This window comes from Streptomyces otsuchiensis, from assembly GCF_004305975.1.
Classification (GTDB): Bacteria; Actinomycetota; Actinomycetes; order Streptomycetales; family Streptomycetaceae; genus Streptomyces; species Streptomyces otsuchiensis.
Genome location: NZ_BHZI01000004.1, coordinates 1 through 20,464 on the forward strand (window position 1 = coordinate 1; position 20,464 = coordinate 20,464).

At 72.5% G+C, this 20,464-nt stretch carries 13 protein-coding genes, 1 pseudogene and 1 riboswitch; of the genes and pseudogenes, 10 read left to right on the forward strand and 4 right to left on the reverse strand.

Translation table 11 applies throughout. The features are described 5' to 3' along the window. Positions 1 to 363 precede the first annotated feature (363 nt). Positions 364 to 1,380 (forward strand): endonuclease/exonuclease/phosphatase family protein, encoded by a 1,017-nt coding sequence (locus E0D90_RS00730; protein WP_130796226.1) that lies wholly within the window; start codon positions 364 to 366, stop codon positions 1,378 to 1,380. A gap of 162 nt (positions 1,381 to 1,542) precedes the next feature. Continuing rightward, a riboswitch (guanidine-III (ykkC-III) riboswitch) is annotated at positions 1,543 to 1,604 on the forward strand. Between the two features lie 11 nt (positions 1,605 to 1,615). Continuing rightward, positions 1,616 to 1,930: a DMT family transporter gene (locus E0D90_RS00735; protein WP_130796252.1), complete on the forward strand. Its 315-nt coding sequence runs from the start codon at positions 1,616 to 1,618 to the stop codon at positions 1,928 to 1,930. Positions 1,931 to 2,081: 151 nt separating this feature from the next. Here E0D90_RS00735 and E0D90_RS00740 read toward each other — a convergent pair whose 3' ends face one another. After that, a complete protein-coding gene (locus E0D90_RS00740) occupies positions 2,082 to 3,863 on the reverse strand; it encodes an NAD+ synthase (RefSeq protein ID WP_130796227.1) in 1,782 nt (593 codons plus the stop codon). Positions 3,864 to 4,173: 310 nt separating this feature from the next. On the opposite strand from E0D90_RS00740, the gene glnA2 reads away from it, so the two are divergent. Further along, positions 4,174 to 5,535 (forward strand): gamma-glutamylpolyamine synthetase GlnA2, encoded by a 1,362-nt coding sequence (gene glnA2, locus E0D90_RS00745; protein ID WP_103500964.1) that lies wholly within the window; start codon positions 4,174 to 4,176, stop codon positions 5,533 to 5,535. A gap of 191 nt (positions 5,536 to 5,726) precedes the next feature. Continuing rightward, positions 5,727 to 7,961 (forward strand): protein kinase domain-containing protein, encoded by a 2,235-nt coding sequence (locus E0D90_RS00750; RefSeq protein ID WP_170214905.1) that lies wholly within the window; start codon positions 5,727 to 5,729, stop codon positions 7,959 to 7,961. A 59-nt stretch (positions 7,962 to 8,020) separates the two neighbouring features. Here the strand turns inward: E0D90_RS00750 and E0D90_RS00755 are convergent, their stop codons facing one another. Next, entirely contained in the window at positions 8,021 to 8,890 is an 870-nt protein-coding gene (locus E0D90_RS00755) for a peptidoglycan-binding protein (protein WP_227869894.1), read from the reverse strand. Between the two features lie 498 nt (positions 8,891 to 9,388). Between E0D90_RS00755 and E0D90_RS00760 the strand changes: the two genes are divergently transcribed. The 3 genes from E0D90_RS00760 (at position 9,389) to E0D90_RS00770 (ending at position 14,251) form a co-directional block, all read left to right on the forward strand. Further along, positions 9,389 to 12,397 (forward strand): bifunctional [glutamine synthetase] adenylyltransferase/[glutamine synthetase]-adenylyl-L-tyrosine phosphorylase, encoded by a 3,009-nt coding sequence (locus tag E0D90_RS00760; RefSeq protein ID WP_130796229.1) that lies wholly within the window; start codon positions 9,389 to 9,391, stop codon positions 12,395 to 12,397. 193 nt (positions 12,398 to 12,590) lie between these two features. Beyond that, positions 12,591 to 13,283, forward strand: a complete 693-nt coding sequence (locus E0D90_RS00765) for a hypothetical protein (protein WP_130796230.1) — start codon at positions 12,591 to 12,593, stop codon at positions 13,281 to 13,283. Between the two features lie 62 nt (positions 13,284 to 13,345). Further along, positions 13,346 to 14,251: a hypothetical protein gene (locus E0D90_RS00770; RefSeq protein ID WP_130796231.1), complete on the forward strand. Its 906-nt coding sequence runs from the start codon at positions 13,346 to 13,348 to the stop codon at positions 14,249 to 14,251. Positions 14,252 to 14,581: 330 nt separating this feature from the next. On the opposite strand, the pseudogene E0D90_RS27560 reads toward E0D90_RS00770, so the two are convergent. Both E0D90_RS27560 and E0D90_RS00780 read right to left on the reverse strand, forming a co-directional pair. Continuing rightward, positions 14,582 to 15,553, reverse strand: a pseudogene (locus E0D90_RS27560) (phosphatase PAP2 family protein); the annotation flags it as partial. Positions 15,554 to 15,589: 36 nt separating this feature from the next. Then, the gene (locus tag E0D90_RS00780; RefSeq protein ID WP_130796232.1) at positions 15,590 to 16,657 is read right to left on the reverse strand and encodes a LacI family DNA-binding transcriptional regulator; all 1,068 of its coding nucleotides are present in this window, start codon (positions 16,655 to 16,657) and stop codon (positions 15,590 to 15,592) included. Between the two features lie 341 nt (positions 16,658 to 16,998). On the opposite strand from E0D90_RS00780, the gene E0D90_RS00785 reads away from it, so the two are divergent. The 3 genes from E0D90_RS00785 to E0D90_RS00795 all read left to right on the forward strand — a co-directional run bounded on the left by E0D90_RS00785 (position 16,999) and on the right by E0D90_RS00795 (position 20,378). Then, on the forward strand, positions 16,999 to 18,246 hold the full coding sequence (locus tag E0D90_RS00785; RefSeq protein ID WP_130796233.1) for an extracellular solute-binding protein: 1,248 nt from the start codon (positions 16,999 to 17,001) through the stop codon (positions 18,244 to 18,246). An 87-nt stretch (positions 18,247 to 18,333) separates the two neighbouring features. Continuing rightward, positions 18,334 to 19,404 (forward strand): carbohydrate ABC transporter permease, encoded by a 1,071-nt coding sequence (locus E0D90_RS00790; protein ID WP_130796234.1) that lies wholly within the window; start codon positions 18,334 to 18,336, stop codon positions 19,402 to 19,404. 2 nt (positions 19,405 to 19,406) lie between these two features. Further along, positions 19,407 to 20,378, forward strand: coding sequence for a sugar ABC transporter permease (locus tag E0D90_RS00795; RefSeq protein WP_130796254.1), 972 nt, complete (start codon positions 19,407 to 19,409; stop codon positions 20,376 to 20,378). The last annotated feature ends 86 nt before the right edge of the window (positions 20,379 to 20,464 follow it).

Consider the following 20,464-nt stretch of genomic DNA (forward strand, 5'->3'; position numbering starts at 1 on the left):
GGGGAGGGGGCGGTGCGGGCAGGCTCGTTCTGCTGCGTCATCGCAGTGCTCCTGTTCGTCGTCTCGAGGCGCCGTTCGGCGTCCCCGGATCCCTTCCATGGTCGCACCGCACGGCCGTGGCCGAGAAGACCCGGGCGTCATGCCGAAGGAGATGTCGATCACGGAACCCCGGAGGCCCTGCGTGACGTCTCGGACTCCGAGAGCGATGGTGCGACCCCGCTGCCACCGGCCCGACGGGGCACGCGGGAGGGCCCGCCCCGGTGCCCGGGAGCGACACGGAGCGGACACCGCCGATGTGAGTCGGGGGCCCGTACTCGCCTATCGTTCCTGGGGCAATGACGTCACGGCCAGCGAGGGGGACAGATGGCACGCACCGAAACCTCCGCCGGAACGCCGGCGCCCGGTGCCGACGACCCGGAGCCGGCTGAGAGCAGAACACCCAAGTGGAGTGATTCCACGGGCCGCTGGCGGCGCGGTCTGATCCTCGCCGGGATCGCCCTGACGGCCGCCGCGGCCATGCTGCTGCACTCCAAGGTGCCCAACGCCATCGGCAACTTCGGGAGTCTGCTCCAGACCTTCCTGCCGTGGCTGGGTCTGGTGATCCCGGTGGTGGTCGGCTGCGCGCTGCTGCGCCGCTCGGTCTCCGCGCTCGCCGCGGCCCTGGTGACGGCGCTGGTCTGGCTGAACCTCTTCGGGGGGCTGCTGGTCGACAAGACCGGCGACGGCGGCTCGTTGATGGTCGTCAGCCACAACGTCGACGCGGAGAACTCCGACCCGGAGGCCACCGCCCGCAACCTGGCGGGCTCCGGAGCCGACCTGCTGGCGCTCCAGGAGATCCCGGAGGGTCAGGAGGAGGTCTACGACGGCCAGTTGGCACAGGAGTTCCCGTACCACAGCGTGCAGGGCACGGTGGGGCTGTGGAGCCGCTACCCGATGAGCCGGACCCAGGACATCGACATCGGCATGGGCTGGCCGCGCGCCATGCGCTCCACGGTCGCCACCCCGCAGGGTGAGGTCGCCGCCTATGTGGCGCACCTGCCCTCGGTCCGGGTGGAGTTCCGGTCCGGCTTCACCGCCGGCAAGCGGGACCGCGCCGCCGACACCCTGGCGGAGGCCATCGCGGCGGACAGCCAGGACCGGGTGGTCCTCCTGGGCGACCTCAACGGCACCATGAACGACCGGGCGCTGGCACCGCTCACCTCCCAGCTGCGCTCCACCCAGGGCGCGGCCGGGGCCGGGTTCGGCTTCAGCTTCCCGGCGGACTTCCCGGTGACCCGGATCGACCAGATCCTCGTGCGCGGCCTCGAACCGGTCTCGTCCTGGACGCTGCCCGCCACCGGCAGCGACCACCTGCCCGTCGCCGCCCGCCTGGACCTCTGAGGGGGCGCGGGGCTCCGCAATCCGTCACCCGTCACCCGCCATCCGCCATCCGTCATCCGTCACCCGGTCGTCCACGCGTCGCCGGAGCCCCGCGTCTCGGGGCGGCGGCCGGCGGCGCGGGGCCGCGTCACCCCCGGTCGCGCAGGGTGTGCGACAGTGGACACAGAGCCCCGACCGGCTCCCGGACGAGTGCGTCGTACCCGGACAGGACAAGACGACGCCCGGAGGGATCGTCGTGGCCTGGTTCTTTCTTGTCGTGTCCGGTGCGCTGGAGGCGGTCTGGGCGACCGCGCTGGGGAAGTCCGAGGGCTTCAGCCGGCTGGTGCCCAGCATCGTCTTCGGTGTCGCGCTGGTCCTCAGCATGGGCGGTCTGGCACTGGCCCTGCGCACCCTGCCCGTCGGTACGGCGTACGCGATCTGGGTGGGTATCGGCGCCGTCGGCACAGCCGGCTACGCGATGGCGTTCGGCGGCGAGCCCGCGACGCTGCTGAAGCTGCTGTTCCTCGCCGGCATCGTGGGCTGTGTGATCGGCCTCAAGCTGGTGCACTGACCGCGTCGGCGTCCGCGCTCCGGCGTGGCGGGCTGGCGGGCCCCCACCCCCGTGCGGGGCCCGCCACCGGCCGGTCGTTCGTGCGTCGGCCTGTCGCTCGTGCGCCGGGCGGTCGGCCGTACGCCGGGCGCCCGTTCGCGCGCCGGGCGCGTCAGCCCAGGCCCGCGCCCCCGGCCGCGCCTTCCGCGCCGGTCTCCCGCCAGCGGTTGGTGATCGGCAGACGCCGGTCCTTGCCGAATCCCTTGGGCGAGATCTTGGTGCCCGGCGGGTACTGGCGGCGCTTGTACTCGGCGGTGTCCACCAGCCGCAGCACCCGCGTCACCAGCTCGGCGTCGAAGCCCGCCGCGACGATCTCGGCGTGGCCCCGGTCGCGGTCGACGTACCGCTCCAGGATGGCGTCCAGCACCGGGTAGTCCGGCAGTGAGTCGGTGTCGACCTGGCCGGGGCGCAGCTCGGCGCTCGGCGGCTTGGTGATCGAGTTCTCGGGGATCGGCGGCGTCCCGCCCTGCCGGGCGGCGTCGTCGTTGCGCCAGCGGGCGAGCCGGAAGACGGTCGTCTTGTAGACGTCCTTGATCGGGCCGTAGGCGCCCACCGAGTCGCCGTACAGGGTCGAGTAGCCGCAGGCCAGCTCCGACTTGTTGCCCGGCGCCAGGACGATGTGGCCCTCCTGGTTGGAGAGCGCCATCAGCAGGGTGCCGCGCAGCCGGGACTGGAGGTTCTCCTCCGCGAGCCCGGTCAGCTCCGTCTGGCCCATGTAGGCGGCGAACATCGGCTCGATCTCCACCGTGCGGAACCGCAGCCCGGTGCGGCGTGCCAGCTCGGCGGCGTCGTCGCGGGAGTGGCCGGAGGAGTAGCGGGAGGGCATCGACACGCCGTGGACGTTCTCGGGGCCGAGCGCGTCGCAGGCGATCGCCGCGACGAGCGCCGAGTCGATCCCGCCGGACAGCCCGATCAGCACGGAGCGGAAGCCGTTCTTGTGCGCGTAGGCGCGCAGCCCCATCACCAGCGCGCCGTAGATCTCCTCCTCGTCGCAGGTGGACGGTGCCACCCGGCCGCCGTACACCGGCTCGTACCGGGGCAGCGGCTCGGCGGACAGTACCCGGTGGTCGATCCGCAGGCCGTCGTCCACCACCCCGGAGGGCGCCTCCCCGGCGGCGGGCAGCTCCAGGTCGAGCAGCAGCAGCTCCTCCGCGAACTGCGGCGCGCGGGCGATCACCTCGCCGTCCGCGCCGACCACGATCGAGTCGCCGTCGAAGACCAGCTCGTCCTGGCCACCGGTCATCGCCAGGTAGGCGGTGGTGCAGCCGGCCTCCTGAGCGCGCTTGCGCACCAGGTCCAGCCGGGTGTCGTCCTTGTCGCGCTCGTAGGGGGAGGCGTTGACGGACAGCAGCAGCCCGGCTCCCGCCGCGCGTGCCGCCGGTACCCGGCCGCCGTCCTGCCACAGGTCCTCGCAGATCGCGAGCGCCACGTCGACGCCCCGCACCCGCACCACCGGCAGCGTCTCGCCGGGCACGAAGTAGCGGAACTCGTCGAAGACGCCGTAGTTCGGGAGGTGGTGCTTGGCGAAGCTGAGCGCGACCTCGCCGCCGTACAGCACGGCGGCGGCGTTCTGCGGCGCGCCGGCGGGCTGGCCCAGCCGGGGGCGGGCGCCGGCCCGGTCGAGGTACCCGACCACGACGGGTGTCCCGCCCAGGGCCTCGCCCTCCAGCCGGGCGGCCAGGGCGCGCAGCGCGTCACGGCTGGCCTCCACGAAGGAGCCGCGCAGCGCGAGGTCCTCCACCGGGTAGCCGGTGAGCATCATCTCGGGGAAGGCGACCAGGTGGGCGCCGTCCGCCGCGGCCTGCCGGGTCCGGTGGACCACGGCGTCCGCGTTGCCGGAGAGGTCCCCGACGCAGGAGTCGATCTGGGCGAGAGCAAGACGTAGCTGAGGCACGAGGGCGAGTCTACGTGATTAATCGTCTAACTGACGAGATCTCTCGGGTGCGGCGCCGGTCACTCCGGCGGGCGCGAAGCGAAGGCGGGGACGGAACGGCGCATGACTGCCCGTGAACACCCCCGTGCCCGGCGTTCACGCCCTCTGCGAGCCCTGGGGCGCACGCCCCCACACGCCGCTGGCGCCGGGCCGTGACGCGGGTACGCAACGCCCGCGAAACGGTGTGGTGGAATGCTCATGTGCCCCCGGGCGGCCCGGGGTCTTCCCAGGGTCCGGTGCCCGGCGGCGTGACCAGCGAGGATGGGTGGAGATGGACAAGCAGCAGGAATTTGTGCTCCGTACGCTGGAGGAGCGCGACATCCGGTTCGTCCGACTGTGGTTCACCGACGTTCTCGGCTTCCTCAAGTCCGTCGCGGTGGCGCCCGCCGAACTGGAGCAGGCCTTCGACGAGGGCATCGGCTTCGACGGCTCCGCCATCGAGGGCTTCGCGCGCGTCCACGAGTCCGACATGATCGCCAAGCCCGCGCCCAGCACCTTCCAGATCCTGCCCTGGCGCGCCGAGTCCCCGGGCACCGCACGGATGTTCTGCGACATCCTGATGCCCGACGGCTCCCCGTCGTACGCCGACCCGCGCTACGTCCTCAAGCGCATCCTCTCCAAGACCTCCGACCTCGGGTTCACCTTCTACACCCACCCCGAGATCGAGTTCTTCCTGCTCAAGGACAAGCCCGTCGACGGCACCCGGCCCACCCCGGCCGACTCCTCCGGCTACTTCGACCACACCCCGCAGAACGTCGGCATGGACTTCCGCCGCCAGGCGATCTCCATGCTGGAGTCCATGGGCATCTCCGTGGAGTTCTCCCACCACGAGGGCGCGCCGGGCCAGCAGGAGATCGACCTCCGCTACGCCGACGCGCTGACCACCGCCGACAACATCATGACCTTCCGGCTAGTCATGAAGCAGGTGGCGCTCGAACAGGGAGTCCAGGCCACCTTCATGCCCAAGCCGTTCTCCGAGTACCCCGGCTCCGGGATGCACACCCACCTCTCGCTGTTCGAGGGCGACCGCAACGCCTTCCACGAGACCGGCGCCGAGTACCAGCTCTCCAAGGTCGGCCGCTCCTTCATCGCCGGACTGCTGCGCCACTCCGCGGAGATCTCCGCCATCACCAACCAGTGGGTCAACTCCTACAAGCGGATCTGGGGCGGCACCAACCGCCCGGCCGGCGCCGGCGGCGAGGCGCCCTCCTACATCTGCTGGGGCCACAACAACCGCTCGGCGCTGATCCGGGTCCCGATGTACAAGCCCGGCAAGACCGGTTCCACCCGCGTCGAGGTCCGCTCCCTGGACTCCGGCGCCAACCCCTACCTCGCCTACTCCGTGCTGCTCGCCGCTGGCCTCAAGGGCGTCGAGGAGGGGTACGAACTCCCCGCCGGGGCCGAGGACGACGTCTGGGCCCTCACCGACGCCGAACGCCGCGCCCTGGGCATCGACCCCCTCCCGCAGAACCTCGGCGAGGCGATCGATCTCATGCAGCGCAGCGAACTGGTCGCCGAGACCCTGGGCGAGCACGTCTTCGACTTCTTTCTCCGCAACAAGAAGCAGGAGTGGGAGGAGTACCGCTCCGAGGTCACCGCCTTCGAACTCCGCAAGAACCTCCCTGTGTTGTAGCGCCGTAGCGCCGGTCCGGCGGCGGGTGCGGTGCCCGTACGCCCGCTGTGCCGTGTCGGGGCCGGTCGGTAGTCTTTTGGCTGGTGGTGCCGCAACTCCGGTGGGTGCGGGGTCGCTTGGGCGCCGCGCTACGGGGCTGGCCGCGCCGGTCCGGCCCGGCACCAGGGGAGGGGCGTGCTCGGATGAGGCCGTTGGAGTCAGGGGACCCGGGCCGGGTGGGGCCGTACCGGCTGCTGGCGCGGCTGGGCGACGGCGGTATGGGCACGGTCTTCCTCGCGGAGAGCCTGGCCGGGGCGCGGGTCGCCCTGAAGTCGATCCGGAGCGGCGCCGCGCACGACGCCGGGTTCCGGGCCCGGTTCGCGCGGGAGATCCAGGCGGCCGGGATGGTGCGCTCGCCGTGGGTCGCCGCCGTTCTCGACGCCGAGCCCGGTGACGACGGCGGTGCGCCGTGGATCGCCACGGAGTACGTGCCCGGGCCGACACTCCACGAACTCATCACCCGCCACGGCCCGTTGCCGGGCCGCAGCGCGGGCGCGCTGGGGCTCGGGCTCGCCCGCGCCCTGGAGGCGGTACACGGCGCGGGGCTGGTGCACCGTGACGTCAAGCCGTCGAACGTCCTGGTCACCGTCGACGGCCCACGTCTGATCGACTTCGGGGTCGCCCGTCTGGTCGACGTGGCCGCCACCGGCGGTCTCACCCACACCGGGGCCTCCGTCGGCTCTCCCGGGTACATGTCCCCGGAGCAGGTGCTCGGCCGCCGGGTCACGCCCGCGGGCGACATCTTCTGTCTGGGTGGCGTGCTCGTCCACGCCACCACCGGACGGCTTCCTTTCCCCGTCGAGGAGGCGAGCAGTCCGCACGCGCTGATGTTCGCGGTCGTCCAGAACGAGCCGCGCCTCGACGACGTTCCGGAGGAACTGCGGGACCTGGTGGCCTCGTGCCTGGCCAAGACCCCGGAGGACCGGCCCGACGGCACCGCGCTGCTGGGAGCGCTGGACCGCTACCGCGCCGGGCTGGACGAGGACGCCACCGCTGACGGGGGCGACCCCTGGCTCCCCGGCCGTGCGCTCGCGGCGGTCGCGCGCATCTCCGTGCGGGGCATGGCCCGCGTCGACCTGCGGATCTCCGGCGGAGGCGGGGGCGAGAACCCGCTCCCGGGTGAGCCGCCCCCGGGCGAACCGCCACTTGACGGTGCGGCGTCCGCCGACGAGCCGGTATCCGCCGACGATCCGGGGCACGCGGGAGCACCGGAGGTCCCGGCGCCGGCCCCGGTCCCGGCCTCCGAGACCGTGCCGGTCCCCGCCTCGGCGGAAGAGGGCGGCACCGCGCCGCCGGTGCCGTGGGGCCCGCCGGAGACCTCGCCCGGCGTGGCCGCCGATCCGGCGACGGGCTCGGGCACCCCGGGCGGCGACTTCGCGCTGGACGACGACGATGACACCGGAGCCACCGCCAGTACCTCGGAGACCACGGACACCTCGGACACCACGGACTCAGCCGCCCCCGCCGCGCAGGACCCGGCCGCTGCCGACCTGCGCTGGTCGGTCCGGGGCAACGCCTCGGTCAGTGGCTCCGCCACGGCCGGAGCCACGGCCGGGCCCGGGGGCGGCACGGCGCGCGGTGGCCCGAGCGGACCGCCGCGCCCGTCCGGTCCACCGGCCGTCGCCCACTGGGATCGTTACCCGGGCCCCGCCCGGCTGGTTTCCCTGCGCAGCGTGGAGACCGCGCTCTACTGGCTGCTCGCCGTCTACGTCGGGTTCAAGCTGATCGCCGTCGTCTCCTACGCCGGCTTCATGGGCACCATCGACGAGTGGGAGGCGGCCAACTGGGCCGCGTGGGCCGACATCGACGTGATGACGGAGGACGTGAGCCTGCTCCTCGGTATCGAGGTGGTGCTGGGGGTGGCGCTCTTCGTCGTGGGGCTGATCTGGTTCTGGCGGGTCCGCAACAACGCCGAGGTGTTCTTCCCCGGTGAGGCGCGGTACACGACGGGCATGGCCGTGGGCGGCTGGTTCATCCCGCTCGCCTGGTGGGTGATCCCGGCTCAGGTCGCGCGCGACAGCTGGTACGCCTCGTTGCCCGACCACTCGCGGGGCCGTTCGGCCGGCGCGGAGGCCCGGCGCGCGCTCGACTGGCCGGGCCGGCACTTCCTCTCCTGGTGGTGGGTGGCGAACGTCGTCGCGTCGCTGGCCTACCTGGCTCTGTCGTTCACCATCCCGGCGATGACCGAGGTGCCCGACCGCCTCGCCGGGGTCGTGGACTTCGGGCAGATGTCGTCGCTCGCCGGCTGGACCATCGTCCTCCACCTGCTCTGCGTGCCCATGGCCCTGACCTGCGTCTTCCTGGTGCGGCTCCTCTCCGGGCACCAGCGCAGCCGCGCCTGGTACCACCTCGGCGGCCACTCCCGGCGCGCGCCGTTCCGCTTCTGAGCAGTCGGCCGCGGGGTGGTGGCGCCCGCCACGGCGGTGGGCGCCACCACGGCCGCCCGCTAGCCGACCAGGGCCCGCCAGGTCACCGGCCCGGCGAGGCCGTCGACCACCAGACGGTTGCCGCTCTGGTACGTGCGCAACGCCGACTCGGTGACGCCGCCGAAGTCACCGTCCACCGCGAGCCCCGCGCTCCGCTTGTTCAGCGCGGTCTGCAGCGCCCGGACATGGGAGCCTCCCGCGCCGCGCCGCAGCGAGTACACCAGCACCGGCCAGGTCTGCGGGCCCACCTGGCCGTCGGCCGCCAGCCCGTTGGCGGACTGGAAGGCCCGCATCGCCCCGCTGGAGACGGAACCGTAGACGCCGTCGACGAGCAGTCCGGCGCCGCGCCGCTGGTTGAGCAGATGCTGGATCGCCCGCACCCGCTGGCCCGACGCCCCGGGGTTGACCCGGGACCATCCGCCTCGCAGGTCGACACCGCGCGCGGCCATGAACGGCACCGGGTCGACCGGATTGCCGAGGCTGCCCGAGTGGGTCTCGAAGTGGACGTGGGGACCGGTGACGTTGCCGGTGGTGCCCATGTCGCCGATCCGCGCCCCGGCGGCGACCCGGGCGTTCAGTGCCACCCGGAAGGCGTCCAGATGCCCGTAGTAGGTGAACATGCCGCCCGCGTGCTGGATGACGATGCCGTTGCCGGTCCGGCCGCCGATCACCGCGACTCCGCGGCGGATCACCGTCCCGGCCGCCGCCGCGTACAGCGGAGTGCCGGAAGGGTTGGAGATGTCCTGTCCCAGATGCAGCCCGCCGCCGCGCGGGGCGTGGAAGCCGCCGCCGGAAGGGAAGCTGCCCTGCGCCGGGTTGCACCAGGCGCCGTTCATCGCGGTCGTGGCCGGTGCCGCCTGCGCGGTCCCGGGAAGGCCGGTCAGTGCCAGGCCGAAGCCGGTCCCGACACCGGCCAGCAGCCCGCGGCGGGAGATCCCGCCACGGGCGTCGTCATTGCCGGCGTCGTCACGGGTGTCCGGCCGTGCGTGGTCGTCGCACATGTCGTCGATCACTCTTCCTCGAAGTCATGGCACGGCCGGCGGTTCCGGCCGCGCCGCGGTGGGGGAACGGCGCTGTGACGACGCCGGCGGCGGTCCGGCGCTGCGAGGGCGTTACCCGCACCCACGCCGCCCCATGCGGCGGCCACCCCGGGACAGGGGTTCCGGAAACGGCGGACGGACGGCGAGGACGCCCGCGACGCGACGGCTCCCGGGGGCGCGACGGCCGGCCGGCGGCCGAAGCACGTCGCGTCGGACGCCGTCCGCGCGGGGAGTCGTTAGGCTCGACCCGCGGCCGCGTGCCGCGGACGTCACCGGCGTGACCTGCCCGGACCGGGCCGTACACGCCGGAGCGCGGCCCGGCGCGCCGGGGCGCGCACCCGGGCAGCAATGCAGGAAGGACACCACGTGTCGGTCGGCGGGCGGCGGGACAGCCGGTTCGGGCAGTTGATCAGGCGGGGGTTCAGCGACCCCGCCGCAGCGGTGAAACTGCTGGACTCCGCGCCGCTGCGGCCCCCCGGATCGGACGGCACCCTGCTCGACGGGCTCGGGGCGACCGCCGACCCCGACCTGGCGCTGCGCTCCCTGGTCCGCCTCGCCGAGAACCAGCCCGAGGAGGCCGACCGGACGCTGCTGCTGGAGACGCTCAACGCCAGCAAGCCGCTGCGCGACCGGCTGCTCGCCGTCCTCGGCGCCTCCGAGGCGCTGGGCGACCACCTGGCCGCCCACCCCGACGAGTGGCGCGTCCTCGCCGCCTTCGACACCGCCGACCTCTACCCCGGGCTGCCCGACTTCGAAGCAGCCCTCGCCGGAGCGGACGACCGCGACCGGCTGCGACTGGGCTACCGCCGCGCGCTGCTGATGATCGCCGCCCGTGACCTCAGCGGAAGCAGCGGATTCACCGAGACCGCCGCCGAACTCGCCGACCTCGCCACCGCCACGCTCCGCGCCGCCCTGCGCATCGCGTCCGCCGAGGAACCCGCCGACGCCGAACGCTGCCGCCTCGCCGTCATCGCCATGGGCAAGACCGGCGGCGGCGAACTCAACTACGTCTCCGACGTGGACGTCATCTTCGTGGCCGAACCGCCGGAGGGGGCCGAACCGGAGGCCGAGGGCCCCGCCCTCCAGGCGGCGACCCGCCTCGCCGCCCGGATGATGCGCATCTGCTCGGACACCACGGCCGAGGGCACCATCTGGCCGGTCGACGCCAACCTCCGCCCCGAGGGTCGCAACGGCCCGCTGGTCCGTACCCTCTCCAGCCACCTCGCCTACTACCACCGCTGGGCCAAGACCTGGGAGTTCCAGGCGCTCCTGAAGGCCCGGCCCGTCGCCGGGGACCGCGCGCTGGGGGAGGAGTACCACGCGGCCGTGTCCCCGCTGGTGTGGCAGGCGGCCGACCGCGACAACTTCGTGGTCGACGTGCAGCAGATGCGCCGCCGCGTCGAGGAGTCGATCCCCGCCGCGCACGCCGAACGCGAACTCAAGCTGGGCCCCGGCGGACTGCGCGACGTCGAGTTCGCGGTGCAGCTGCTGCAGCTCGTGCACGGCCGCAGCGACGCCGAACTCCGCAGCCCCACCACGCTCGCCGCCCTCGCCGCCCTGGCCGACGGCGGCTACGTCGGCCGGGCCGACGCCGCCCACTTCGACGCCTCTTACCGTTTCCTGCGCACCGTCGAACACCGCATCCAGCTCTACCGGTTGCGGCGCACCCACCTGATGCCCGACACCGAGGACGAACTGCGCCGCATCGGCCGCTCACTGGGCTTCCTCAAGGAACCGGTGCCCGAACTGACGCGGGCCTGGAAACGCCACACCTCGGTGGTGCGACGGCTCCACGAGAAGCTCTTCTACCGTCCGCTGCTGGAGTCCGTCGCCCAACTCGACGCGGGCGAGGCCCGGTTGTCGCTGGCCGCCGCGCAACAGCGGCTCGTCGCCCTCGGGTACGACGACCCCACCGCCGCGCTCCGCCACCTCAAGGCCCTCGCCTCCGGCGTCAGCCGCAAAGCCGCGATCCAGCGGACGCTGCTGCCGGTTCTCCTCGACAGGTTCGCCGACTCCGCCGACCCCGACGCCGGACTGCTCGGCTTCCGCAAGGTCTCCGACGCCCTCGGCGACACCCCCTGGTACCTGCGGCTGCTGCGCGACGAGGGGGCCGCCGCCGAGAACCTCGCCCGGGTCGTCGCCTCCGGCCGGTTCGCCACCGACCTGCTGCTGCGCGCACCCGAGGCCGTCTCCCTGCTCGGCGGCGAGGAAGGGCTGCGCCCGCGCGGCCGGGCCGCGCTGGAACAGGAGATCCTGGCCGCCGTCGGCAGGCACCCCGACTCCGAAGGCGCCATCGCCGCCGTCCGGGGCGTGCGGCGCCGCGAGCTGTTCCGCACGGCGGCGGCCGACGTCATCGAGGCGTACGCGGAACCCGGCGTCAACGCCGCGACCGTCGACCGCGTCGGGGACGCCGTCACCGCGCTCAACGCCGCCGCGCTCGCCGGCGCCCTGCGCACCGCCGCCCGCGCCCACAGCGGTGACACCCTCCCCGCCCGGTTCGCCATCATCGGCATGGGCCGGTTCGGCGGCCACGAACTCAACTACGGCTCCGACGCGGACGTCATGTTCGTCTACGAGCCGCGCGAGGGCGTCGAGGACGCCGAAGCCTCGCGGGCGGCCCACGCCGTCGCCAACGAACTGCGCCGCCTTCTCCAGATCCCGGCACCCGACCCGCCGCTGCTCATCGACGCCGACCTGCGCCCCGAGGGGAAGAGCGGCCCGCTGGTCCGCAGCCTCGTCTCCTACGAGGCGTACTACCGGCGGTGGAGCGTCGTCTGGGAGAGCCAGGCCCTGCTGCGCGCCCAGCCGATGGCCGGTGACCCCGGCCTCGGCGAGCGGTTCGTCGCCCTGATCGACCCCATCCGCTACCCCGAGGGCGGACCGGGCGAGGACGCCGAACGGGAGATCCGCCGCCTCAAGGCCAGGATGGAATCCGAGCGCCTCCCGCGCGGCGCCGACCCCACCCTCCACGCCAAGCTCGGCCGCGGCGGCCTCTCCGACGTGGAGTGGACCGTGCAGCTCCTCCAACTGCGCCACGGCTGGGACCACCCCGAACTGCGCACCCCCAGTACCCGCCCGGCGCTGGCCGCCGCCCGGGAGGCCGGACTGATCAGCGAGGACGACGCCCAGACCCTCGACGAGGCGTGGCTCCTCGCCAGCCGTGTGCGCAACGCGGTGCTGCTCGTACGCGGACGGCCGGGCGACACCTTCCCCAACGCCACCCGCGAACTGTCCGGCGTCTCCCGCTACCTCGGCTACGAGCCCGGCCACGCGGGAGAGATGCTGGAGGACTACCGCCGCACCACCCGTCGCGCCCGCGCCGTGGTGGACCGGATCTTCTACGAGTACGAGAGCTGATCCCCACCGATCGCGCCGGTGTTTTCACGGAAGGTTCACCCAGGTCACTCTTGAGCGGCGATGTCGCTCATCGTGTTCGTCTCGGTACCACTCGTCAGTGACATCGGCTACGTTCTCCGGTAGTAGACGACCGGGGGCGTCCGAACAGCCGTGCCCTCGGCCTGTATTGACGGACCGACAGGGGACGGACCTGATGACAGCCCGACGCCGTAACCCCGCCGCGCTCGGCGCGGCAGCCCTCACCGCGGCCCTGCTGCTGACCGCCTGCGGCAGCGACGGGGACGATGCCGCCGACGATGTGCCCGGGATGGGCCAGGGTGGCGACGCCGCACCGAGCCAGGAGCCGGAGAACGGCGAGGAGCCGGAGACGGACGAGGAGGACGCCGGCGACCCTGGCGAACCGACGTTCGACTTCCCGGACAACTTCGAGATCGTCATCGACGACGACACCACCGGCGACCCGGAGAAGGACGAACTCCTCCGCGACCACGGCTACGCGCTGATGGCGATGATGGAGAGCTACGTCCAGCAGAAGGGCACGGAGAACTTCTCCCGATACTGGACTGCGCCTGTGGACTCGGACTACCTCTACGACTTCGACTGGTACGCGGATGAGGGGTGGACCCTGGCGGGAGTGCACCGCGTCTACGACCGCGTCGTCTCAGACATCAGCGAGGCCGGTGCGAGCATCGCCTTCTGCGAGGACGTGGCCGAAGTCCGCACCGAGGACGTGGAGACGGGGGAGCGTGTTCCGGACGAGGCGGAGGGTGAGTACCACCACTTCCTCGAACACCGGATGCGGCTGGAACGGGCAGAGGGTGACAACTGGCAGGTGAGCGTTTCCTCGTGGGACAGGGGGTCGGAGAAGTGCGCCGATTCGGCCTGAGTATCGCTACGTGCGGGATGGTGGGGGTTGCCGCGTTCACCTTGGCATCGGTCGTTCCAGCGATGGCGATGCAACGGGGCGCCGGCCGTGAGGACGCCTCCGCCGGAAATGAGAGCGACGTCATCTGGTCCCAGGTCACCGTTTCCGGAACCGGGACGGGCGGCGCCGGCGGCGGCGCGCCGCTGACTTCCCGGGACACGACCTGGGTGCCGCCCGTGTGCTGGTTGCAGCCCCTCCACACGCCGGAGGAGTTCGCGGAGTTGATGGCGGACGAACGGGCGCACTCGGGGAGTGCGCAGTCGGACTGGCTGGCGGACATCCGGGCAGTCGACTACCACCAGGGTGAGGACGGCCACTGGTGGGGCACGGTCTTCAACCAGCACCTGCCCGAGGAGGAGGCACGCGGTGAGTGCGCGATCCTGCGGGGGAACGAGGTGTGGGTCGAAACCGGCGCGGACCCGCCCGCGGGCGAGGCCGTGGGGCCCGAGATGCTGGCCGAGGTGGCGTACGCCGCGACGCGGCTGCCGCCGCCGCAGGCGACTCTGAGGCCGCCGCCGGACGCGCAGCGCGTCAACCTCGACGTGCATGTGGCGCTGGCGGCCGACGCGCTGCCGGGCCGGGTCACCACCACGGCGAGCATGGATCATCTCGGTGTCCGGTTCGCCGCCACGGTGGTGGCGGTGCCGCGTGAGCTGCGGGTGGAGGCGGGGACGGAGTACGCCGATCCGGCCGTCTGTGAGTACCGGCTCGACGGCTCGGAGGTGGACACCGCGGGCGCCGACTGCAACGTCACCTACCGCAGGGCTTCGGACGAGGCCGGCTATCCGCTGCGGGTGGAGCTGACCTGGGACGTCCACTGGACGGCGTCCGCCGACCCCGACGGGGCGGTGGCGGAGGTGCTGCCCGACGGCTTCACCGCCAGCGAGCAGCTGGTGACCGTCCGGGAGATCCAGACCGTCGTCCGCTGACCGGCCGCCGGTGTCGTACCCGCGTGAGCGCCCCGAGTTCTCGGCTCAGCGGTGTGCCGAGGGTGCGTGGGCCTTCTCGGGCCGGTCCTGCTTCGGCAGGCGGCCCGGGTCGCCGACGGTGGTGCTGCCGCCGGGCGCGTCGTCCCCGACGTGGTCCTTCGTGCCGGTCCGCGCCTCGCCGTCGTCCGGCGTTCCGTCCGGCGTTCCCTCCGGCACGCCGGGCGGGGTTCCGGCCCCGCCGCCGCCGTCGTGGACGGGGCCGTCCGTCCCGTCGTGACGCGTGCGGGCGCCGTCGGGGCCGCCGTGTCCCGGCGCGCCGTCCGGCCGGTCCGGCTCCGGGCCGCCGCCTCCCGGGCCGCCGCCTCCCGGGCCGTCGGGGCCGCCGTCGGCCTCGCCCGGTCCCCGGCGGTCGCCGGAGGCCGGCCGGCGCGCGGGGACCGGAACCGGCACGGTCTCGGGCGGGACGACCTCACGCGGCAGGCGGTAGCACGGCCGCCCGTACCAGGCCCAGGAGACCGCGAAGCCGAAGGCCAGGCAGATCAGGCCGCCGACGGCGTCCAGCCAGAAGTGGTTGGCGGTGGCGACGATCACGAAGAGGGTCGCGACCGGGTACAGCGCGCCCAGCACCCGCAGCCACCTGGCGCGCGCCAGGACGGCGATGGTCAGTCCGCACCACACCGACCAGCCGATGTGCATTGATGGCATGGCCGCGTACTGGTTGGACACCGACTGCATCGACTCCGACGACAGCGAGCCCCAGGTCTGGTGGATCAGCCCGGTGTCGATGAAGTCCATGCCCTCCATCAGCCGCGGCGGGGCCAGGGGGTAGAGGTAGTAGCCGAGCAGGGCGACGCCGGTGGTGGCGAAGAGCACCAGGCGGGTCGCGCCGTAGCGTCCCGGGTGGCTGCGGAAGAGCCAGACGAGGACGGCGATGGTCACCACGAAGTGCAGGGTGGCGTAGAAGTAGTTCAGGGAGACGATCAGCCAGGTGATGTCGTTCACGGCGTGGTTGATCGCCAGTTCGACGGCGAGCCCCATGTCCTCCTGGAGCTCCCAGATCTGCTGTGCGTGCCGCTGGGCGACCTGGGCCTGCTCGGGGACCGCGTTGCGGATGTAGGAGTACACCGAGTAGCTGACCGCGATCAGCAGCAGCTCGAACCAGATGCGGGGGCGCCGCTGGCGGCGGAGCCGGCCGAAGGGTCTGCTCGGCGCGGACCGGTCGGTGGTCTCCTGTTCCACGGGTCCGTGTCCTGTGTTCACCCGGTGATCATCTTTCGGCCCGACGCTGCTGATTACCCCCATGGGCGGACAGTCTGCCAGAGACGAAAGTCGCGTCGATCATCCCTGGGTCGGGTCCTGGACGGGGCGGCTCCCCCGTATGGGGGAGGCGATCCCCGAGGCCGCGGCGGTCGATCCGCGCACGACGAGTTCGGGCAGGAAGACGAACTCGCTGTGGGGCGCGGGCGTCCCGCCGATCTCCTCCAGCAGGGCCCGCACGGCGGCCTGCCCCATGGCGGGGACCGGCTGCCGGATGGTGGTCAGCGGCGGGTCGGTGAAGGCGATCAGCGGCGAGTCGTCGAAGCCGATGACGGAGAACTCGCCGGGGACCGACAGCCCGCGCTGCCGGGCGGCGCGGATGGCGCCGAGCGCCATCATGTCGCTCGCGCAGATCGCGGCGGTGCAGCCCCGTCCGATGAGCGCGGTGGCCGCGGCCTGCCCGCCTTCGAGTGTGTAGAGGGAGTGCTCGACGAGTTCGGCCGCCTCCGCCTCGCCGGTGCCCAGCTCGTCCCGCAGGGCCCGCAGGAAGCCGGCGGTCTTGCGCTGCACGGGGACGAACCGCGCCGGGCCGAGTGCGAGGCCGATCCGCCGGTGGCCGAGCGAGACGAGGTGGGTGACGGCCAGCCGCATCGCGGCGCCGTCGTCGGGCGAGACGAACGGGGCGCGCACCTGGTCGGAGAAGCCGTTGATGAGGACGAACGGGACGCCGTGTCCGCGCAGCCGCTCGTACCGCTCCATGTCGGCGGTGGTGTCGGCGTGCAGGCCGGAGACGAAGATGATGCCGGAGACGCCGCGGTCGACCAGCATCCCGGTCAGTTCGTCCTCGGTGGAGCCGCCCGGGGTCTGGGTGGCCAGCACCGGGGTGTAGCCCTGGCGGGTCAGGGCCTGTCCGATGACCTGGGCGAACGCCGGGAAGATCGGGTTCTCCAGCTCGGGGGTGATCAGGCCGACCAGGCCGGCGCTGCGCCGGCGCAGCCGGGCGGGGCGTTCGTAGCCGAGGATGTCGAGCGCGGTCAGCACGGCTTCGCGGGTGGTCGCGGCGACACCGGGTTTGCCGTTGAGGACCCGGCTGACCGTCGCTTCGCTGACCCCCGCCTGGGCTGCGATGTCTGCTAGCCGCGCGGTCACAGAACCGGACTGTACCGGGCGCCCGGTGAGGTCGCACACACTCCGGGTGTTCTGTCCCGGATATCCCGTTCGGTGGACCGGAGGCCGTGTCGTCACCGGGCTGTGCGCGGGTCGTGGGCGGGCTGTGCGCGGGCGGCGCGCGGGCCGCGGTGCGCTCGTCGGCGGTCGCGTCGGGGCGCGTTGTCACGGCCGGGCATCGTCTTGCAGAAACTTGCCGCAAGGTCTTTCCAAAGTATTGCGCCGCTGTTACGTTCCTGCTCAGCCCGGCGCCGCAGTGGAGCGGTGCCCCCGGGTGCGGCCCCCCGCGCCCCCTACGGGCCACACCTGTTGAAGGAGTTCACATGCGGCGCAGCATAGGGACGACGGCTGCCATCGCTGCTCTGGCGCTTGCGGCAACGGCTTGCGGAAGTGACGACTCGGGCGGCGGCTCCGGCGAGGGCGGCAAGATCACCGTCACCTTCTGGGACACCTCGAACGAGACCGAGGCGAAGGTCTTCAAGGCGGTCGCCGAGGAGTTCTCCACCGTCCGTTCCGATGTCGAGGTCGACTACGTCAACATCGGCTGGGACGGCGCCCAGGACCGCTTCAAGAACGCCGCGCCCACCGGGGACGCGCCGCAGGTGATGCGTACCGAGGTGGCCTGGGTCTCCGACTTCGCCAGCCTGGACTACCTGGCGCCGCTCGACGGCACCCCGGCCGTCGAGAACCAGGACGACTACCTGGAGCAGGCCTGGGCCTCGACCCAGTACGACGGCACGACCTACGCCGTCCCGCAGGTGATCGACACCCTGGCGCTCTTCTACAACAAGGCGCTTCTCGACGAGGCGGACGTGGAGGTGCCGGAGTCGCTGGAGGACATCAAGGCGTCCGCCGACGCCTTCGAGGGCCTGGAGGCCCCGTTCTACCTGCGTGGTGACGATCCCTACTGGTTCTTCCCCTACATCTATGGTGAGGGCGGCGACCTGGTCGACGCCGACGCCGAGACCGTCACCATCGACGACGAGTCCGGTGTCGCCGCGTTCGAGGCGGTGCGGGACCTGCTGGACTCCGGCGCGGCGATCACCGACACCACCGACGGGTGGGAGTCGATGATGGGCGCCTTCGGCAACGGCGACGTGGCCATGATGATCAACGGCCCGTGGGCCATCAACGACGCGGCCGAGGCGATCGGCGCGGAGAACCTCGGTGTCGCCCCGGTCCCGGCCGGCTCCGTCACCCAGGGCTCGCCGCAGGGCGGCTGGAACTACGGCGTCTACGCCGGGCTGCCCGAGGACGAGATGGAGGCCGCGCAGGAGTTCGTCGCCTACATGAGCTCGGCCGACGTCCAGCAGCGCATCACCGAGGAGCTGAGCCTGCTCCCGACCCGCGCCTCCGTGTACGAGGTGGAGTCCGTCGCCACCAACGAGATGGTCGAGTTCTTCGCCCCGGCCGTCGAGGTCGCCAAGGAGCGCGCCTGGATCCCGGAGGGCAACTCGCTCTTCGACCCGCTGAAGGAGGAGGTCGAGGGGATGCTGCTCGGCCAGTCCACCCCCGAGGAGACCGCGTCGAAGACCGCCGACCGCTACCGGGACCTGCTCGGCTGGCAGTGAGACCCGCGGCCGGGCGGCGCGCACGCGCCGCCCGCCGCACAGCCGGGACAGGGCAGGACGCAGGAGAACGAGGAGCTGACCGGGCAGATGGCTGACGCGAGCGGCCCGCCGGCGGCCGTGGCCGGGGGCGGCGTGACCGCCCCCGGCCCGGACCGGGCGACGGACCGGAAGGACACGGCGCCGCGCGGCGCCGGGAACGGGACCCCCGGCGGGCCGGGCGTGGGGACGCGGCTGCGACGCGGCCTGTCCACCCACTGGTACGCCTGGGTGATGATCGCCCCGGTGGTCACGGTGATCGGTGTGATCGTCGGCTGGCCCCTGGTGCGGGGTCTGTACCTGACGTTCACCGACGCCAACGAGGGCAACGTCGAGCGGCGCATCGGTGTCAACACCATCGACGCCACCTACGACTTCGTCGGCCTCCAGAACTACGTGGACGTCCTCGCCGGCGGCCAGTTCTGGTCCAAGCTGACCTGGACCGTCATCTGGACGGTCTCGTGTGTGGCCATCACCTTCCTCGTCGGCCTGACCCTGGCCAACATGCTCAACCGGAAGGTCCGCGGCCGGGCGCTGTACCGGATGGCGCTGATCCTGCCGTGGGCCATCCCGGCCTTCGTCTCGATCTTCGCCTGGCGGATGCTGTTCAACGAGCGCAGCGGCATCCTCAACGCGGCGCTGGAGGGCGGCGGGCTCAGTGCGATGAGCTGGCTGACCGACCCGTTCTGGGCGAAGGTCTCCGTCATCGCGGTGAACGTCTGGCTCGGTGTCCCCTTCATGCTGATCGCGATGCTGGGCGCGCTCCAGTCGATCCCCTCCGAGCAGTACGAGGCGGCGGAGATGGACGGCGCCGGGCCGTGGCAGCGGTTCGTGAACATCACGCTGCCCGGGGTGCGTTCGGTCAGCGCCACGGTGGTGCTGCTGAGCTGCATCTGGACCTTCAACATGTTCCCGGTGATCTTCCTGCTCACCGGAGGCGGTCCCGTCGGGTCCACCGACATCCTGGTGACCGAGGCGTACAAGCTGGCGTTCCAGCGCAGTCCGCGTGACTTCGCCGGGTCCGCGACCTGGGGTGTGCTGATCCTGCTGCTCCTGGTCCTGTTCGCCCTGGCCTACCGCCGGGCGCTCCGCAAGCAAGGCGACAAAGAGGGGGTGTGGTGACGATGGCCACCCAGTCCACCCAGCCGGCCCAGCCGCTCCGGTCCGGCGCCGCCACCGAACCGGCCGCCACCGAACCGGCCGTCACCGGCACCGCCCCCGGCGGTCCGCCGCCCGGCCGGGCCGGGCGTGGGGAACGCCCGCCGCGGCGGCGTGGGGAACGCGGCCCGCTGGCCTCCTTCGGGCTGCACGCGGGACTGCTGGTCGGCGCGTTCATCGCGCTCTTCCCGCCGTTCTGGCTGCTGGTCACCTCGTTCAAGCCGCGCAGCGAGTCGTTCTCGCTGTCGCTGGTCTCGGAGTTCAGCCTCGACAACTACGACCACGTCATCAACAACACGGCGTTCCTGACCTGGTTCGGCAACTCGGTGCTGATCGTGGTCGTGACGACGTTCCTCGCCGTCTTCATCTCCTCCACCACCGGGTACGCGCTCAGCCGCTTCAGGTTCCCCGGCATGCGCTCGCTGATGTGGACCCTGCTGATCACGCAGATGTTCCCGATGGCGGTGCTGATCGTCCCGCTGTACAACCTGATGTCGCGCTACGGCCTGCTCAACCAGCCGGTCGGCCTGATCGTCACCTACCTCACCATCGCGGTGCCGTTCTGCGCCTGGATGATGAAGGGCTTCTTCGACACCATCCCGGTCGCGATCGACGAGTCCGGCCGGGTGGACGGGCTGACCCCGTTCGGCACCTACTGGCGGCTGGTGCTGCCCCTGGCCAAGCCCGGCCTCGCGGTCACGGCGTTCTACAGCTTCGTCACCGCCTGGGCCGAAGTCGCCTACGCCACCGCCTTCATGACCGGCGAGCAGAACCTCACCCTCGCCGGCGGCCTGCAGACCTTCGTCAACCAGCACACCCAGGACTGGCACACCATGACGGCCGCCGCCGTGCTGATCGCGGTCCCCGCGGCGCTGGTCTTCGGCTACGCGCAGAGACACCTGCAGGCCGGCCTGACCGCGGGAGCCACCAAGTCCTGACCGTCCCCCGCGGAACCCGCCGGCCACCCACCCCACCGCGGCCGACGGGCCGCGGCGGGCGGCCGGCGGGCCCGCCCTCTCCCCGT

What these genes read in the sequence shown, in the direction of transcription:
- E0D90_RS00730 (WP_130796226.1), top strand. Translation starts at nt 364, where the DNA reads ATGGCACGCACCGAAACCTCCGCCGGAACGCCGGCGCCCGGTGCCGAC.
- glnA2 (WP_103500964.1), top strand. Translation starts at nt 4,174, where the DNA reads ATGGACAAGCAGCAGGAATTTGTGCTCCGTACGCTGGAGGAGCGCGAC.
- E0D90_RS00760 (WP_130796229.1), top strand. Translation starts at nt 9,389, where the DNA reads ATGCAGGAAGGACACCACGTGTCGGTCGGCGGGCGGCGGGACAGCCGG.
- E0D90_RS00765 (WP_130796230.1), top strand. Translation starts at nt 12,591, where the DNA reads ATGACAGCCCGACGCCGTAACCCCGCCGCGCTCGGCGCGGCAGCCCTC.
- E0D90_RS00770 (WP_130796231.1), top strand. Translation starts at nt 13,346, where the DNA reads ATGGCGATGCAACGGGGCGCCGGCCGTGAGGACGCCTCCGCCGGAAAT.
- E0D90_RS00785 (WP_130796233.1), top strand. Translation starts at nt 16,999, where the DNA reads ATGCGGCGCAGCATAGGGACGACGGCTGCCATCGCTGCTCTGGCGCTT.
- E0D90_RS00790 (WP_130796234.1), top strand. Translation starts at nt 18,334, where the DNA reads ATGGCTGACGCGAGCGGCCCGCCGGCGGCCGTGGCCGGGGGCGGCGTG.
- E0D90_RS00795 (WP_130796254.1), top strand. Translation starts at nt 19,407, where the DNA reads ATGGCCACCCAGTCCACCCAGCCGGCCCAGCCGCTCCGGTCCGGCGCC.